At 33.0% G+C, this 15883-nt stretch carries 15 protein-coding genes, 1 pseudogene and 3 riboswitches; of the genes and pseudogenes, 2 read left to right on the top strand and 14 right to left on the bottom strand.

What is annotated here, in order from left to right:
* Positions 1-293: 293 nt before the first annotated feature.
* The 6 genes from NLJ82_RS02360 to NLJ82_RS02335 all read right to left on the bottom strand — a co-directional run bounded on the left by NLJ82_RS02360 (position 294) and on the right by NLJ82_RS02335 (position 5943).
* Entirely contained in the window at positions 294-1067 is a 774-nt protein-coding gene (locus tag NLJ82_RS02360) for a hypothetical protein (protein WP_000848338.1), read from the bottom strand.
* 66 nt (positions 1068-1133) lie between these two features.
* Entirely contained in the window at positions 1134-1883 is a 750-nt protein-coding gene (locus NLJ82_RS02355; protein WP_000016064.1) for an ABC transporter ATP-binding protein, read from the bottom strand.
* Positions 1880-2878: an ABC transporter substrate-binding protein gene (locus NLJ82_RS02350; protein ID WP_000715551.1), complete on the bottom strand. Its 999-nt coding sequence runs from the start codon at positions 2876-2878 to the stop codon at positions 1880-1882. The genes NLJ82_RS02355 and NLJ82_RS02350 overlap by 4 nt, the downstream gene beginning before the upstream one ends.
* On the bottom strand, positions 2875-3648 hold the full coding sequence (locus tag NLJ82_RS02345) for an ABC transporter permease (RefSeq protein WP_001057153.1): 774 nt from the start codon (positions 3646-3648) through the stop codon (positions 2875-2877). Before NLJ82_RS02345 ends, NLJ82_RS02350 begins: the two co-directional genes overlap by 4 nt.
* Positions 3620-3940 (bottom strand): MTH1187 family thiamine-binding protein, encoded by a 321-nt coding sequence (locus NLJ82_RS02340; protein ID WP_000082897.1) that lies wholly within the window; start codon positions 3938-3940, stop codon positions 3620-3622. The genes NLJ82_RS02345 and NLJ82_RS02340 overlap by 29 nt, the downstream gene beginning before the upstream one ends.
* A 100-nt stretch (positions 3941-4040) precedes the next feature.
* Positions 4041-4142, bottom strand: a riboswitch (TPP riboswitch).
* Positions 4143-4203: 61 nt separating this feature from the next.
* Complete coding sequence (locus NLJ82_RS02335) at positions 4204-5943, bottom strand: methyl-accepting chemotaxis protein (protein ID WP_000761091.1); 1740 nt, start codon at positions 5941-5943, stop codon at positions 4204-4206.
* 141 nt (positions 5944-6084) lie between these two features.
* Positions 6085-6169, bottom strand: a riboswitch (cyclic di-GMP riboswitch).
* Positions 6170-6452: 283 nt separating this feature from the next.
* Between NLJ82_RS02335 and NLJ82_RS02330 the strand changes: the two genes are divergently transcribed.
* Positions 6453-7766, top strand: a complete 1314-nt coding sequence (locus tag NLJ82_RS02330) for an anaerobic C4-dicarboxylate transporter family protein (RefSeq protein WP_000498725.1) — start codon at positions 6453-6455, stop codon at positions 7764-7766.
* A 58-nt stretch (positions 7767-7824) separates the two neighbouring features.
* Here the strand turns inward: NLJ82_RS02330 and NLJ82_RS02325 are convergent, their stop codons facing one another.
* From NLJ82_RS02325 to thiM, 3 genes are all read right to left on the bottom strand, one after another.
* Positions 7825-8760, bottom strand: coding sequence for an alpha/beta hydrolase (locus NLJ82_RS02325; protein ID WP_000824016.1), 936 nt, complete (start codon positions 8758-8760; stop codon positions 7825-7827).
* A gap of 79 nt (positions 8761-8839) precedes the next feature.
* Positions 8840-9499 (bottom strand): thiamine phosphate synthase, encoded by a 660-nt coding sequence (gene thiE, locus NLJ82_RS02320; protein ID WP_000086996.1) that lies wholly within the window; start codon positions 9497-9499, stop codon positions 8840-8842.
* Between the two features lie 16 nt (positions 9500-9515).
* Complete coding sequence (thiM, locus tag NLJ82_RS02315; RefSeq protein ID WP_001080178.1) at positions 9516-10322, bottom strand: hydroxyethylthiazole kinase; 807 nt, start codon at positions 10320-10322, stop codon at positions 9516-9518.
* Positions 10323-10394: 72 nt separating this feature from the next.
* Positions 10395-10504: riboswitch (TPP riboswitch) on the bottom strand.
* Positions 10505-10772: 268 nt separating this feature from the next.
* Between thiM and NLJ82_RS02310 the strand changes: the two are divergent.
* A pseudogene (locus NLJ82_RS02310) lies at positions 10773-11093 on the top strand (toprim domain-containing protein); the annotation flags it as partial.
* A 686-nt stretch (positions 11094-11779) separates the two neighbouring features.
* On the opposite strand, the gene NLJ82_RS02305 reads toward NLJ82_RS02310, so the two are convergent.
* From NLJ82_RS02305 to NLJ82_RS02285, 5 genes are all read right to left on the bottom strand, one after another.
* Positions 11780-12310: a stage II sporulation protein M gene (locus NLJ82_RS02305; protein WP_000802882.1), complete on the bottom strand. Its 531-nt coding sequence runs from the start codon at positions 12308-12310 to the stop codon at positions 11780-11782.
* Positions 12300-12971: an ABC transporter ATP-binding protein gene (locus NLJ82_RS02300; protein ID WP_000891224.1), complete on the bottom strand. Its 672-nt coding sequence runs from the start codon at positions 12969-12971 to the stop codon at positions 12300-12302. The genes NLJ82_RS02305 and NLJ82_RS02300 overlap by 11 nt, the downstream gene beginning before the upstream one ends.
* Before the next feature lie 3 nt (positions 12972-12974).
* Positions 12975-14255: a hypothetical protein gene (locus NLJ82_RS02295; protein ID WP_000873292.1), complete on the bottom strand. Its 1281-nt coding sequence runs from the start codon at positions 14253-14255 to the stop codon at positions 12975-12977.
* 147 nt (positions 14256-14402) lie between these two features.
* The gene (locus tag NLJ82_RS02290) at positions 14403-14951 is read right to left on the bottom strand and encodes a hypothetical protein (protein WP_000593546.1); all 549 of its coding nucleotides are present in this window, start codon (positions 14949-14951) and stop codon (positions 14403-14405) included.
* 436 nt (positions 14952-15387) lie between these two features.
* The gene (locus NLJ82_RS02285; protein ID WP_000859781.1) at positions 15388-15597 is read right to left on the bottom strand and encodes a hypothetical protein; all 210 of its coding nucleotides are present in this window, start codon (positions 15595-15597) and stop codon (positions 15388-15390) included.
* Positions 15598-15883: the final 286 nt, after the last annotated feature.

Below are 15883 nucleotides of genomic sequence, written 5' to 3'. Positions count from 1 at the left end.
TTTACTTATGATTCATAAGCTAAATAGAGAGAGCAACAGTATAAAGCCTTATTTAATTGTGCATATAAAAAATGGGTAAGGTGAATACACCTTACCCATTACATATTATCGTAAGAAAGGATTAAGGTTCTTTACCTGCTGTCTTCAATTTAGCTTAATCGATAAAAATGGGCAGACTTCTCCCATATCAAGCTAAAACCATTTGAAGAACAGTTGATAAAGTCATTTTATCCTTTCACTCCTTTAACATTTGTTATATTAAGAGTATAAACTACTCTGTTATATTCTATTCTCTACTTTTCTTTTTGTTCCTTCCCCATGTTATCGTTTTCTACATAAATTTCTTTATACATCTTTTCTAATGCATATGGACTTGTAAAGATGAGCGTTAACGATTTCCACATATAAATTCTTCTCTGTAATTCTATTCCGTATCCTTTACTCACCATACTTTTCACTTCTGAAATATGGTCTTCAGCTTGAAATTGTTGTACAGACTTCAATTCACCCGTTTTAAAATCTGTTAAAAGACCTATCACAACTCGTCCGTGTTCCTGTGATCTTTCTTCTAAATCAAACTGAATTGAATGAACAAAACCTAAAACGTGAAAAATTTGAGCATGTAAACCGACAACAGCACGCTGTTCCATTAAGGTGTAACACTCTCGTTTTAACACCTCTACCATTTCCAAGGAATTTCTATTAACTTTCATTTTGCCGACAAACATAATTTTTACAATATGAGCGACTGCCCCCATACTTTTTAATACACTCTCTAGAATTTCTACCGCGTCTTCTACATAACCATTTGAAATTATGGAATGAATAAATTCATCTAATACCGCTTGAAACTTTTTAATTAAATGTAAATCACGTAACTCCGGAACATCTTTTTTCAATTGATCTCGACCTTGAACCCACTTTAAAATTTCTGTCATTTCTTCTTCTTTTAATTCATGATGTTCCATACCATACTTCATTAATAAAATATGATTTTTTAATAAAGCTTTTCTTTCTTCAAGATTATCTGCCGTTAATTCATCTACTATTTTCTCTATAGTTTTCATCTTTCTCCCCCTATATAAAAAAGCCTCTTAACAGTAATCATACCAAAAACTGTTAAAAGGCTTTTTCTATTTTTTCATATAAGGAGCTAATACTCTCAAAATTTCTTCCTTATCTTTCTTTAACTCAAGTGATGTTAACATATCCATCGTTCTCGGCCTAGGTAATTTCACTTGTACCTCACCAACTATTGATGCTGGTCTTTGAGATAAAATAAATACGCGATCCGAAAGCAAGATTGCCTCATCTAAGTCGTGTGTAACCATAACGATTGTTTGCTTCTCTTGGTGCCAAGAGTGTAAAAGCCAGCTATGTACTTCCATTTTTGTAAAAGCATCTAATTTACCAAAAGGCTCATCAAGTAGCATAATTGGCTTTTCACATAAATATGTGCGCAGAAAACTAATTCTTTGACGCATCCCTCCAGACAATTCATCTGGATAATGGTCTGCATATTCATCTAGTTCAAACTGCTTTAATGCTTCCATTCCTTCTGTCAGCCTTTGTTTTTTCGGCTTCCCTTCAATTTCTAACGGAAGAACGATATTTTGTAAAGCTGATCGCCACGGTAGTAATAAATCCTGTTGCGGCATATAACTTACAATATCTTGCTCTTGTATTTGTTTATCGTTATACGTTACACTTCCACTTGTTGGATTTTCAACATTTGCGATCATATTTAATAGTGTACTTTTCCCGCAACCACTCGGTCCTACAAAAGAAACAAATTCTCCCTCTCGTATAGAAGCACTAATATTTGCTAATACATTCTTGCCATCGAAAGATTTCACAATATCTTTTATTTGTAATCCACTCATTTTTCACTTGGAAGGAACTCATTTGTAAAGGCATCTTTCACATCAATTTTCTTCTTAATAACTTTGTTATCATATAAGAAATTCATGTAATTCGTCCAAACTTCTTCCTTCTGTACTCCCCACGCTTTTGCATCATCTTGATACTTCGTACTTAGCCATTTTTGACTTTCTTGTACTAAATCTTTATTTACATCTGGAACAGCTTTAATTAAAATATCGGCAGCTTCTTTCGGTTCTTTAATTGCAAAATTATAACCCTCTGTCGTTGCACTCATAAACTTTTTCACAAAGTCTTTATCTTGCTTCGTATGTTTTTCACTCGTAATCATAACAGGACTATAGAAATCAAGTGCTGGATCTAAGTCTTTCACCATAATCGTATTTAACTCTTTTCCTTGGCGCTTCGCTTCAATTCCATCCCATCCGTAATAAATCCATTCAAAGTCTGCATCACGACCAATTGATTTAAAGAAATCTGTTTGTCCTAAAATGATTTTTTCAACTTTATTAAAATCGGCTTGGTGCTTATCCATAATTGTCTTTAATGTCGCTTCTTCCGCTGGTCCTCCCCAGCCACCGTAACGTTTCCCTTCAAAATCTTTCGGTGACGTCATATTATCTTTCTTAAGCGATGCAAAAGCTGAAGTGTTATGCTGAATAATCGCACCTACAGATACAACAGGAATACCTTCCACACGAGCCAACGTTACATTTTCTTGTGCGCTTATTGCGAAGTCAGCTTTTCCCGAAGCTATCATTTGCTCCGCCGTCACATTATCACCAGGCTGAATGATTTCTACATCTAAGCCTTGTTTTTTATAATAATCTTTCGCTTGTGCTACATATAAGCCAGTATGATTCGTATTCGGAAACCAATCTAATACGACTTTTACTTTTTGATCTTTACTTGCACTTTCTTCTTTCTTCGCCGGATTACATCCAGCTACACCTACTGCTAATAAGGCAGCCAACATAACTTTTAAACCTTTTTTCATTTTCTGCCGTCCTTTCTATATATCCATGGTGCTGTTATTCTTGCCATAAACTCCACGATAAAATACAGACATAATGTCACCATTACAATAATTGCTGCAACACCAAATACTCGGGCTGTTAAAAAGGATTTCGTAGCCCTTGTAAGCATAACTCCTAATCCTTCACTGGCACCGAGCCATTCTCCAATAATCGCTCCCATTACGCTATATGTAACTGCAATTTTTAAACCGGAGAAAAAGTATGGAAGCACTGCTGGAAACTTTACTTTCTGGTAAACTTGCCATTTCGTTGCCTTCATCGTTTGCAACAACTTCAACATATTTTTATCTACCGTTTGAAAACCTTCTAAAATGCTAAGCGCAATCGGGAAGAAACAAACGAGTATGACTACCATTACTTTCGGTAGCATTCCATATCCAAACCAAATAATAAATAACGGTGCAAGTACAACGATTGGAATCGTTTGCGAAATAACAAGCAACGGATTTATTAAAATACGAAATAAAGGGATAACGTCCATAAGAATTGCAATGCTTGTCCCAATTAAAATCGCAAAGAACAGTCCAATTATAACCTCTTGCAGCGTCTGCATCGTATTCGGTAATAGTAAATCTTTCATTCCAATTAATTCTTGAACAATGGCAGAAGGCTTCGGTAAAATCCACGGTTCAATTTTAAATACTGAAACAGATCCTTCCCATATCGCAATGAGAAGGATAAGCCAAATTGCTGTAATTATTTTAGATTGCTTCTGGTTTTGCATATTCATCACGGTACTTCCAAACTTTTTCATCTATCGTTACACCAGTGCTTGGACGATAATGGATTTTAATAGAAGTAATCACTTCTTCTGCTCCAGCGTCCACACAAGCTTGTTGTGCACGTTTAATGATATCAAGAAGTACATCTAATTCTCCTTCCAGCGTCGTTTCCATTGCCCCTACTTCATAACGAACTCCCGATTGTTGTACAACCTCAATCGCTTTATCAACAACAGAATACACATCTTTGTTCTTTGCTTGTGGTACTACTGAAAACGAAATTGTAACTTGTTGTGACATAATAAAATCCCCCTTATGAAATTAAATTTTAAAACAAGAAAAGGCTTTCCTACTGCGTAGGAAAGCCTTGTATGCAAGTTATTATAGAATAACATATGCTACATCACTTTAAGTAACTCCCTACGCTGGCATTATCCAGATCAGGTTGAGGGTCGATGTTTGCTCACATCCTCTCAGCCAATTGGCTCCCCGGTCCTTAATTCGTTTTCATTGTAGCATGATTTATTTTATTGAACAAACAAAAGCATGTATAATCATTTCATTTAACTTTTGAATTCCCCAATTAACTCTTGTAACTCCTGTGAGAGCCAGCTTAAAGAACTGGCTAATTCAGCAATATCCTGTACAGACATTTCCTGTTCTTTCATGATTTCTTCAACATTACTACTACTATTCGCATACTTATTTGCAATAAGTGATAGTTCATTTACAACACGAACAATATTTTGGCTATTTTGCAATATATTATTTGAATTGCTAGAAACAACTCCAACTTGATTAGTAACAGTTTGTGCTGATTTCGAAATTTTTTCAAAGAAAGCACCACTACTTTCAACAAGTTTCATTCCAGACTCTACTTCTTTTGAGGTTTTTTGCATTGAAACAACAGCTTCTTCCGTTCCTGCTTGTGTTTCCCCTATTAATTTTGCTATATCTTTTGCTGATGCTTCCGTCTGCTCTGCTAATTTACGCACTTCATCAGCAACAACGGCAAATCCCTCTCCAGTTTCCTCAGCACGTGAAGCTTCAATAGTAGCATGTAAAGCTAGCGAATTCGCTTGATTTGAAATACTTGTAATTACAGTTACAATATCACTAATTTCTTTTGATCTTACTTCCAAAGAATAAATGATAGAAGATAAATCTTGTACTGCATTTTGTATTATGTTCATTTGATTCATCGTCTGTTCAATAATACCATTTCCTTTTTCTGAATGATGCTTCGTACCTTCAGACTCTTTCGTCATTTGTTTTGCAATATTAGTTATCTCTTCCATCCTATCTTCCATTTCATATACAATATCTAAATACTTTGGTACTGACGTTTCTTGCAATTGAACGCCAGCCCTTAACTCAACTATAGAACTTACGATTCCTTGGACTGCCATGCTATTTTCTTTCGTACTCACTGACAATTCTTGTGAAGATGAGGAAACCTGTTCTGCTGTCTGCTTCACTTTATCTATAATTCCTTTAAACTTCTCGATGGTATTATTAAAATACGCATTAATAATACCAATATCATCTGGTCTTTCCTCTAATTTAATACTTAAATCACCTTCACCAACTCTGCGTAATCCTTCACGTAAATCCCGCAATGGAGCAAGTGCGTTACGTACGATTAAGAATTGAATAACAGTTGCAATTAAAACAGAAATACAAATAAACATTAAACCTTGTATAATGAATTTTTCCTTTGTAATAGGAACAATAGAAGCATCTACATCGGCTGCAACAATTGCCACAATATTTCCGTCTCCATCTTTAATTGGCTCTAATATCGTTACCCATGATCCTAATAGATCTTCATATACTACTGTCATGTTTGCTTTTTTCGTGCTCATTACCTTATCGTATGCTTTCATCCAAAGATCTGGTTGTTTATAATATTCTCCCGGCCTTACTTCAACAACATTTGCTAACTCTGTAGACAAATCGACGATTAATAACTCACCTTTTTCATTTTCTTTTGCTCCAACAATATAGATTTGTCCAACGCTATTCAATTCTTCCGTTGCTTCATCTAATTTCTCTGTTAACTTCTCTCTCTTTTCTCTTTGTGCCACTGGATCCTTTGTAACATCTCTCACTATTTCTTCGTCTAATTTATGTAATACCGTATCTCCTGTTTCAAAAGAATGCCTTTCAAATATAGACATCATGCTATTTTGAAACATGTTAAAACTTAACGCTCCCATAGTACCAACAAGCGTCAAAATAACTAACACAGTTAACAATACATTCTTTTGAAGAAATGATAGCTTGTGCCAATATTTTTTCATTCACATCACCTTTCTTAATTAACTTAATATAAAGGAAAACTATTAAAATAGAAACCTTATCAACAACTGATAAGGTTTCTCATTTGTTTGCAAATAAAAAAAGACCAATGAAAAAGCATTGGTCAAGACCAACCCTATCCGTCCGGTAACTGGCTAGCGTAGCCTTTCGGCCTTAGCTCCTGTAGTTTTGCGTCCTAATGTTTCCACCAGTTTGCCTTTCTCGCTGAACGAGTTGAACGATATGGGAGTTCTATGAGAATTACATTATTCTCTATCAAAGATTACAACATAAAAATTAAAATGTCTACCTATTTAGAGATACAAATGCAAAGTTTTAATGTATTATTTTTTCGAAATAATTTAACAAAGTACGTGAATGTTACATTTCTTGTGTTATATAATAAAAAATGTATATAACACAGGGATTGTTTTGAGTATTTATTTTAATTTTCATTTAAATTAAATTATTCGAATATATCTTAACTAATGAATTTCGGAGGTAGTTTATCATGTTTTGGCTACAATTTCTTACGTTACTACTCTGCATCTTTATTGGCGCACGTCTAGGCGGAGTTGGTCTAGGGGTAATGGGTGGCGTTGGTATGGCAATACTTGTTTTCGTCTTCCACTTACAACCTACAGCTCCTCCTATTGATGTCATGCTTATGATTTTAGCAGTAATTACAGCTGCTGGTGCACTCCAAGCCGCTGGAGGAATGGAATACCTTGTTCATCTGGCTGAGAAAGCATTACGAAAAAATCCAAAACGCATTACATTCTTTGCTCCAATTGTTACTTATTTATTCACACTTTGTGCGGGAACTGGTCACGTTGCTTATTCTGTACTTCCTGTTATCGCAGAAGTCTCTCGCGAATCTGGAATTAGACCAGAACGACCAATGTCAATTGCCGTAATTGCTTCCCAACAAGCAATTACAGCTAGTCCTATATCAGCTGCAACAGTTGCACTTTTAGCAATGTTAGCTGACTATAAAATCACTTTATTAGATATTTTAAAAGTAAGTATCCCTTCTACTTTTATCGCTTGTATGGTAGCTGCATTTGTTGCTAGCAAAATGGGGAAAGAATTAAATGAAGACCCTGAATACTTAAAACGATTAAAAGAAGGAATGATTCCTAAGATTGAAGAGAAAAAAGAATTTGTTGGTGTAAAAGGCGCTAAATTATCAGTTATCCTTTTCCTAGCAGGAACTTTTCTTGTCGTACTTCTTGGTTCATTTGAAGTACTTCGTCCAGGATGGATAGTTGATGGGAAGTTAGCCCGTCTTTCCATGCCAAACACAATTGAAATGGTTATGTTAACGATTGCAGCTCTTATTATTATTTTCTGTAAACCAAATGTAGAAAGCATCGTGTCTGGTAACGTCTTTAAAGCGGGGGCAACAGCAGTTGTTGCTATTTTCGGTATCGCTTGGATGGGAGATACTTTCTTTAACGGAAACTTAAATATGATTCAAGGATCAATTCAGCATCTAGTAACAAGTGCGCCATGGCTATTTGCCATCGCATTATTCATTCTATCTATTTTACTATATAGCCAAGCCGCAACAGTACGTGCTTTAATGCCACTTGGATTATCACTCGGTATTCCACCAGCACTACTAATCGCGATGTTCCCTGCAGTAAATGGATATTTCTTCATTCCAAACTACGGAACAATCGTTGCTGCCATTAACTTTGATCGTACTGGCACAACTGGCATTGGTAAATATGTTTTAAATCATAGCTTTATGATTCCAGGACTAATCGCAACATTCACTTCTATCGGAATTGGAATGCTCTTAATATCAATTATGTTTTAAAGAAAAAGCACAAACCTACAAATTTACAGGGTTTGTGCTTTTTTAATCAAACGTTTGTTTAAATATTTTTAGCTGTCCATTCTTCCATTATGTTCTTTAATATTTGTGTAAAATCCGCTGGGAAAAGATGCCCCAAACCTTCTCTCACAATTAATTTACAGTCCACATTATATTCCTCAAACATAGACATTAATTGAAGTGTGTTTTCATAAAATGGATCTTTGTCTCCCGTAACAATATATCCTTCTACATTCGTTATATCATTTGATACAACTATACTTTCAATTTCCTTAACATCTCGAATAGCAGGTATAACTGCAATAAATTTTTGAGTCGCTGACATATTCTTTAACGCTAACTCTATCGCTATATTTCCCCCTTGAGAAGCTCCCGCGATGATGATGTCCTCCAAGTTATATTTATTTACAAAATCATTAAAAGTTTTCATAACGTCTTTTATAGCTATTTCATGATTATCCCAGCTATACGACTTCATTCCATGTATTTGTGAGGACCGGGGAAAACCTAATATATACTCATTTAGTATTTCTTCTTCACACCAATATGGTGCAAAATCATTTATATTTGATCCTCTCCAATGCAAAGAAAATAACCCTATCTTCGCCTCTTTATTTCCATAAGTAAATAATTTCGGTTCGGCTGTTAGCTGCTGTTTCTTAAAGATTTCTTCACACTTTTTCACTATCATTTTAAAAGCTGCATTCTCTCGTAATCCCTTTAAATCTTCATCCCCCATAAGTGTAGGTGGATTCCACCAAATCCCCTTTTCTAAAGCTTCGTTTAAACTAACAATCGCTTCCTCATACTTACCTTCTGCCGAAAGTGCACACACTTCCCAAAAACTAGTTTTTTCTATTCTTTCAGGAAACTCCCTTTTTGCTTTATCTATGCATCTATAAATCGCTTCGAATTCTCTTTTTTCGAATAAACGAAACAACTCATTTTGCAACTCTATAAACCGTTTCCTTTTCAAACAATCCTCCCCCTTTTTCTAACTATCGATATCAAAACATAAAAAGCTATGTAGCGTTTTAATACTACATAGCCTTCTTCTACAAACTGTTACTCACTTCCTCTACTAGCCTCTTCGTACTTTCATACGCAGATTCAGCTAAACTAATCGCTGAAATAACTGAAACACCATCCGCACCTGCTTCTATAACCGAAGCGGTATTTTCAATTGAAATGCCCCCAATTCCGACAATCGGTATTGTAATTCCTTGTTCTCTAAAATGAGCTAAACCTTTCGTTCCTTGCACTGCTTTCGTATCTTTTTTCGTACTCGTTGGAAAAATAGGTCCTACACCTAAATAGTCAGCCCCATTTTCAATTGCCCAGCGTGCTTCTTCAATTGTATGTGTAGATACACCAACAATCTTATCACCCATTTTTTCACGAACAGAGGTAATTCCTTCATCATCTTGCCCAACATGCACGCCATCTGCATCTAACTCGAGAGCTAGTTCCACATCATCATTTACAATGAACGGTACACCGTACTCCTTACAAATTGCTTGTAGTTCTTTTGCAAAACAAATGCGTTTCTCTTCCGTTAAAGCGCCTTCCCCCTTTTCACGAAATTGAAAAATTGTTATACCACCTTCAAGTGCCTCTCTCAATACTTGCAGTGGATCCTTCGTACAATTGTTACTTCCCATAATAAAATATACGGATAACAACCTAGACATTTCTGACTTTGAAATACGTGACATTTATTTTCCCTCCTTACTATATAACCTCAATTTCCCCATACTTCTCTATATCACCTGAAGTCGTATTCGCTAACTGATTCAAAAATTCAATTTGAAAACTACCAGGTCCTTTTTCCACTGTCTTAGCGGCTGCCAGTTCTGCCGCTACCCCATAAAACGTTAATGCCGCTACCGCTGCCTTTACATAATCCTTTTCTACCGCTACAAATGCTCCTATTACAGAAGTTAGTAAACAACCAGTTCCCGTAACTTTCGTTAAAATAGGATGGCCATTTCGAATAACAATCGTTCGCTGCCCATCTGTAACAACATCTTCTTTCCCAGTAATTACCGCAACTGTATTCAATTCATCCGCTGCCTGCTTTGCAATACTTACGACATTACCATTTCCAGCACCAGCGTCTACCCCTTTAATTTCCCATCTCTCATTAATAACGTTCGCTATTTCAGCTGCATTTCCGCGAATAATCGCTAATTCAATTTCAGCCGGAATATGTCTCGCAACTTCTGTTCGATACGATGTTGCTCCTGCACCAACTGGATCAAACAGTACTGGTACATTGTTCACATTTGCTGATTTACCGGCAAGTAACATTGCTTCTACTTCTTCCGGACGAAGTGTTCCCATATTTAATACTAACGCTCCAGCAATGCTAGCCATTTCTGCCACTTCTTCTTTTGCATACGCCATTACAGGCGATGCCCCTAACGCTAACAAACCGTTAGCTGTAAAATTTGTTACAACAACATTTGTAATATTATGAACGAGCGGATTAGATTCTCTCACCAAATCCACTACTTTACTAATTTCTTTCCTATTCATCCTTCTCATCTCCTAACTATAGTTATGGGAGATACACAAAAAGGCACTTTGCGCGTACGCAAAGTGCCTGAACATGTGCTTTTACACTCTCCCTACGCTGGCATTATCCAACAGGTTCAAATGGTCAATGACGGACTAGTCATACTCTCAGTTTGTATCCACAAACTCCCATGTGTTTAGTATTCTTCTACTTCAAAGTCTACTCTTATTCTAGTAAAATAACAAGTTCTTTACTTTTCTATTTAATATAGAAGCAACTAATAAAACAATACGCATAATAACTATCTATTTCTCACAGTCTCATCATGGTGCATATTATGTTCTGTCACGATCATTCACTTTCAAACAGATGTTATCCCATTAAAAAACGTTCAAATCTGGAGCGAAACTGAATCTCAAGAAGATGTATGCTATAGTTAACGTATGGAAATTTGAAAGGATGTTTTAAATATGTCAAAAAGCGTTGTAATCGCTGAAAAGCCTTCCGTTGCACGAGATATTGCACGTGTACTGAAGTGCGATAAAAAGGGAAACGGCTACCTTGAAGGTAGTAAATATATTGTAACTTGGGCTTTAGGTCATCTCGTTACATTAGCAGATCCAGAAAGCTACGATGTGAAATATAAAAAGTGGAATTTAGAAGATTTACCGATGCTACCTGAGCGTTTGAAATTAACAGTTATTAAACAAACAGGGAAACAATTTAATGCTGTAAAAAGTCAGCTACTTAGAAAAGATGTAAATGAAATTATTGTAGCGACAGACGCTGGGTTATCTCTATAAAATATGCCTGTACAAAAATCCTAGAACATACCTAATCCTTTGTTTAATAAAGGCTATTTACTTTTTTATAATTGTACATAGTACTAAGAAAAAGGAAGATAATATAAAGCACTTTATATTCTAATTTAATCCAAGTGATATAGCTAATTTGATTCAATATATAATTAAAGAAATATTAATTCGTATATACTTTAAAACTATTTAAATGAATTTATCTATTCTACAAGCAAGTGATCCCGTCAAAATCCTTTGCCGATACGTTTAATTATTAGAGTTTGCTTCATTTTTACGACCGCCAAAAGATAATATACTCCTTGGTGTGTTACACATAGGATCAATGCAAGGATTACTACTTTTGAGGCCACTCTTCATTTTAGCATTTGAAATAAGTTATATGAGACAATTTAGACTTAGGGAAATCAACGATAAAGTGCAATTAATTAAGATAAGCCTCTCCACAAATTTGGGGTATTCTGTATTTTTGTGTAATTTCTGATTTGTAAAAAATTTATTAAAATAAAGCAATAACAGCCTTATGGCTTTTTTTATACGCATTTAAAATAACTTTTCTTTTAATGATATTACCACCTTCCTGATTCGATACCATCAATATTTACAAAAAACAACATACGAAGCTAGTAAAATAAAAAAGCCACCAAAGGGTGGCTGAGTAATTAAATTATATAACTTTTGTCGACTAATGACGGAGATAAATATGTTTCTAATAATGCGGCAACTAATAAAAGTAGTAAATCTATAATTAATAGCACTAAAAGATTTTTTCCTAATAAGATAAATGAATTCTTATTAAGTTCTTTCTTTCTAATCATGTTAACAATGCATACTGCTACAAATAAACCTATTGCTGCAGTGAAAAACATATTTATGATTTCAACTATTCCATGACCTGCAAAATAAGAATATGCTGTTTTTAAGGAAGTTTTTTCTACCAAACTATGAAAAGCAAATCCTAAAGAAAAAAACTGTTGGAACAGAAAAATCAAAGAAAAAAATCCGAAACTAATAATGGAAAATATGATTGTAGTAAAATGGATTTCAAAGTTAGTACTAAAAATAGTAATGAAAGAAGGCTGTAAATTGGGACTAAACTGTTCATTAGGAAGTAGTAAAAAACCCAAAAAGAAAAATGAGCTTCCTATAACTGAACAAGCAATAAAACAAATACTAAATAATTTAGGTTTCACAATTATCACTCTCCAGAACTACTTTATCGAGTTGCTCATCTCTTTTTAAAATTATTTTTTTATCTGAAAAATTCGCTACATCAGTATCTGTTGAATGAGTTGCATAAATTAAAATTGCTTTATGTTGAATTATATAATCCTTCAGATAATCTAGAGTAACTTTCCTCGACCTAATGTCAAAATTAACAAAAGGTTCATCAAGGAGAATTAAATTAGGCGAAGTTAGAAGAGCTAGTATTAATGATAGTTTTTGTCTAGTTCCTAATGATAATTCACGTGTATAAGTATTTTGATATTTATCGAGTCCAATCTCTTGAATGAGATGTTCTAAAGATGAATCTAATCTTTCTCTATTTAGGAAAGATAGTACCATATCTATTGTTTCAGAGGGTGTTAAATAATCGTATAAGAAAGGTGTATTACCAATTAATGAGACACCTGCAATATACTCTTTAAAATTTTCCTTTACTGAAAATTTATTTAGTATGAGTTCCCCATCAAATTTCGTCATTCCACCAATTATATTCAATAACGTTGATTTACCTATACCATTTTTACCCACTAATTCTACAATACTCATATTGTCTACTTTCAAGTTTATTCCATCAAAAATGTAAGTTGATTCACCATATTTTTTTTTTATGTTTATCAATTCAAGCATGTCTTACCTCTCTTTTGTAAGGAAATTATATAACAATAAATAACTAGAATATACAATGAAGAAAACCATTATAGGATATATATTTCCTAATCTCATTGAATAAACAGCTACAACACTGCAGGTAATAAAAGGCAAGCCTAAAATTAAAAGATCTTCAATAGGATTAAAGAAATACAAAAAGAAATTGTTTTTTATATCTTCTATTGATAATTTTTTAAAGCGATAGACTCTTTTTGTAATGATTTTTATTGAGTAGAAGTAGATAATTGTTGAACATACAATAATGATAGCTGTAAATAATGACAATCCGTAAAGAATGATTACACCAAGATAATAACCAATCAGGATTGCTATGAGCTTTCTTGAAAGAAACTTAGAAAGTAAATTATTATAATAATTTTTTTGATCAAACTTCTTTATATAATAAAAATCACTTAAATTAGATCCCTGTAACATTTTTGAGCTATTTATGATTCCTTGGGATATAAAACTTATAATAGCGCTTTCAGAAGCTAAATAAACAGAAATAATAATGAATTTATTAATATTAAAATAAAAATTTAAAATCCCTATTATACATAGAGAAGCTATTGTAAATATATAAGTATATAGGATATGTAAATAATAAGTTCTATTTTGGCAAGATCTAGATAAAGCAATTTGATACTTATCAAATTGTGAATCATTTCGATCTTTTATTATATGTTCTTTCTTTTTCGTATTATTTGGTCCGTTTATAAATAAAAAGACAATCTGATGATTACTCCATAAGAATTTCAAAATAATAGTAATTAAAACAGTTATTAATACTAAAAACTCATATAAAAATATTGTTGTGTAACTAAAATAGAGTTCCCTCATAAAAATGATAATAAAAGAACAATAAAAAAGAATTTTAAATCCAAATGTTAACAATAGTTTTTTTATGATAAGTAATTTAAAATTATTTTCTTGAGCACTATACATCCACTGAGAAACATTCTCCATCTCTTCTGGGTCATAATCATCATTATTAATATCTGTGATTAACATTGTCACAAAAAAATAAGTAGTAGCAATATAAAAAGGGTTTATAAATGAACGAAAATAATAAATTAGCTCGTAAACAAAAATTGGTGCTAATATCGAAACGAAAGTAATGACTACATTTACGTTATACAAAAAAGTTAGCAATAACTTTTTATCGCCATCAGCAAACTTATTTAGAAAATCCCCCAATAAAAGCTCTATATTGGCAAATGCTTTTCTTTTTTTCATTAATCTTTTGTATTTGAAGTACTTCATCTTCTTCAATTTCCTAATATTTTCACAATATTTTTTATTAGGCTAAAGCTTGCTACCAAACCAGACAGAACCGCTATTACTAATATTATCTTCATTGTAGTTTTAAATTTTTTTTCCATTTAACTCACCTTCCTAAAGTTATTTAAATTACACAAAAGTCATCAGCATTTGAATGATAAAAGTCAAACCATAAGTTATTGAGAATATAATTACACTTATTTTAACTTTTAATCTATTTGAGATAGAATCATTTAAATTTGATAAATATAGATAAACGAAACCAGATAATAACATTTGAGAACCTGGAGACCAGCCTAGCCATTCAAGGTCTTGTAAATTATTCAACCCAACAATCCAAATAACCGTCATATTTAATAATATAGAAGATATATTTGAAAAAATTATTACTGATAAAAAGTTGCTAAAGTTTAATTTTTTATTAGCAATAAAGTTTGTAATAAAAGTAACAAATAGTGTTTCTATTATTACCACAGTAATACCCACAATCACTTGTATCGAAGTTAAAAAGACAATAACAAATGAATTGGTAAATAGAGGTAATTTTTTTTGGATTATATCAAATTGTTCAATCACGCCAAAGTTTTTAATTGAAAAAAATGTGTTTGCAAAAAGCACCAAAGCCAGAAGGCAAAAAGATAGTAAATTAATTATTCTTTTATTTTTTAATTTGATCATTTTTAATCCCCTTTATAATAAACAAAGTTAACTGACCATCCCCTAAAATTGAACACTACTTCTTATTTTTAATAGTTTATCATTATTTTATTTTGGTGGTACAAATCTAGTAATTTCATTGCCTAATTGTATTAAATCTAAATTCCATTCATTGGTTCATTTTAATTTTATATAAAGGAATATACTTTTCTTAGACATTTCTACTCCGCCGTAATACGATATTTATTACTCTATTTGAAGAATAACGCCCCACTCTTATAAAAAACATTTATTGATTCTTCTTATGACGCAATACCATATCGTTTGTTACTTTCTCTATTATTCATATTTTCCTAATCATCTTGGACTCCTCTCCTAACTAAAAGTTTATTATTTGTTAAGAAAGGAGTCCAAATTTATTAGGGGTGGGGCTAAACAACCCCACCTTAATATCTTTTTAAAGTGCGTTTGCTGCAGCTCTCTTACCCATTCTAGTCATTCCTAAAATTGTAGCACGATATGCCCAAACAGCAGCTGATGCAGAAGCACCAATTCCAGTTAGAGACATTAATAATGAAGCATAAGAAATCCAATCCATATAATCAATAATAGTTGATGCAGTAGCTGCACTACAACCGATAAGTGATCTAATCATTACTGTTTTCATTTAAATTTCCTCCCTAAATATCCATTTAACCCTTACATCCTTTTAATTATATAAAACAATACAAGAATTAAATATCCCAAATTCTATTTTTTATGTTGTTCCCCGGGTACTAGAAAATAATACCATAAAAAAATATTTTATAAATATGTAAATTTGCATATTTATAAAACTAGTTTTACGAAGTTAAAAAGTTCATATTAAAATATATTTGGTTATTTAATTTACTGAGAAAGCAATTTAATTACGCTAGATCAGTTTGAAAGAAAATAATATAAATTTCCTATTC

This window comes from Bacillus paranthracis (genome assembly GCF_024296885.1).
GTDB classification, from domain to species: Bacteria; Bacillota; Bacilli; order Bacillales; family Bacillaceae_G; genus Bacillus_A; species Bacillus_A paranthracis.
This window is presented reverse-complemented; position numbering and strand designations above follow the sequence as displayed.

Bases quoted from the DNA above. Each gene is read 5' to 3' on its own strand.
- NLJ82_RS02350 (WP_000715551.1), bottom strand. From the start codon at position 2,878: ATGAAAAAAGGTTTAAAAGTTATGTTGGCTGCCTTATTAGCAGTAGGT.
- NLJ82_RS02330 (WP_000498725.1), top strand. From the start codon at position 6,453: ATGTTTTGGCTACAATTTCTTACGTTACTACTCTGCATCTTTATTGGC.
- NLJ82_RS02295 (WP_000873292.1), bottom strand. From the start codon at position 14,255: ATGAAGTACTTCAAATACAAAAGATTAATGAAAAAAAGAAAAGCATTT.
- thiM (WP_001080178.1), bottom strand. From the start codon at position 10,322: ATGAATAGGAAAGAAATTAGTAAAGTAGTGGATTTGGTGAGAGAATCT.
- NLJ82_RS02290 (WP_000593546.1), bottom strand. From the start codon at position 14,951: ATGATCAAATTAAAAAATAAAAGAATAATTAATTTACTATCTTTTTGC.
- NLJ82_RS02345 (WP_001057153.1), bottom strand. From the start codon at position 3,648: ATGAATATGCAAAACCAGAAGCAATCTAAAATAATTACAGCAATTTGG.
- NLJ82_RS02335 (WP_000761091.1), bottom strand. From the start codon at position 5,943: ATGAAAAAATATTGGCACAAGCTATCATTTCTTCAAAAGAATGTATTG.
- NLJ82_RS02355 (WP_000016064.1), bottom strand. From the start codon at position 1,883: ATGAGTGGATTACAAATAAAAGATATTGTGAAATCTTTCGATGGCAAG.
- thiE (WP_000086996.1), bottom strand. From the start codon at position 9,499: ATGTCACGTATTTCAAAGTCAGAAATGTCTAGGTTGTTATCCGTATAT.
- NLJ82_RS02285 (WP_000859781.1), bottom strand. From the start codon at position 15,597: ATGAAAACAGTAATGATTAGATCACTTATCGGTTGTAGTGCAGCTACT.
- NLJ82_RS02300 (WP_000891224.1), bottom strand. From the start codon at position 12,971: ATGCTTGAATTGATAAACATAAAAAAAAAATATGGTGAATCAACTTAC.
- NLJ82_RS02340 (WP_000082897.1), bottom strand. From the start codon at position 3,940: ATGTCACAACAAGTTACAATTTCGTTTTCAGTAGTACCACAAGCAAAG.
- NLJ82_RS02360 (WP_000848338.1), bottom strand. From the start codon at position 1,067: ATGAAAACTATAGAGAAAATAGTAGATGAATTAACGGCAGATAATCTT.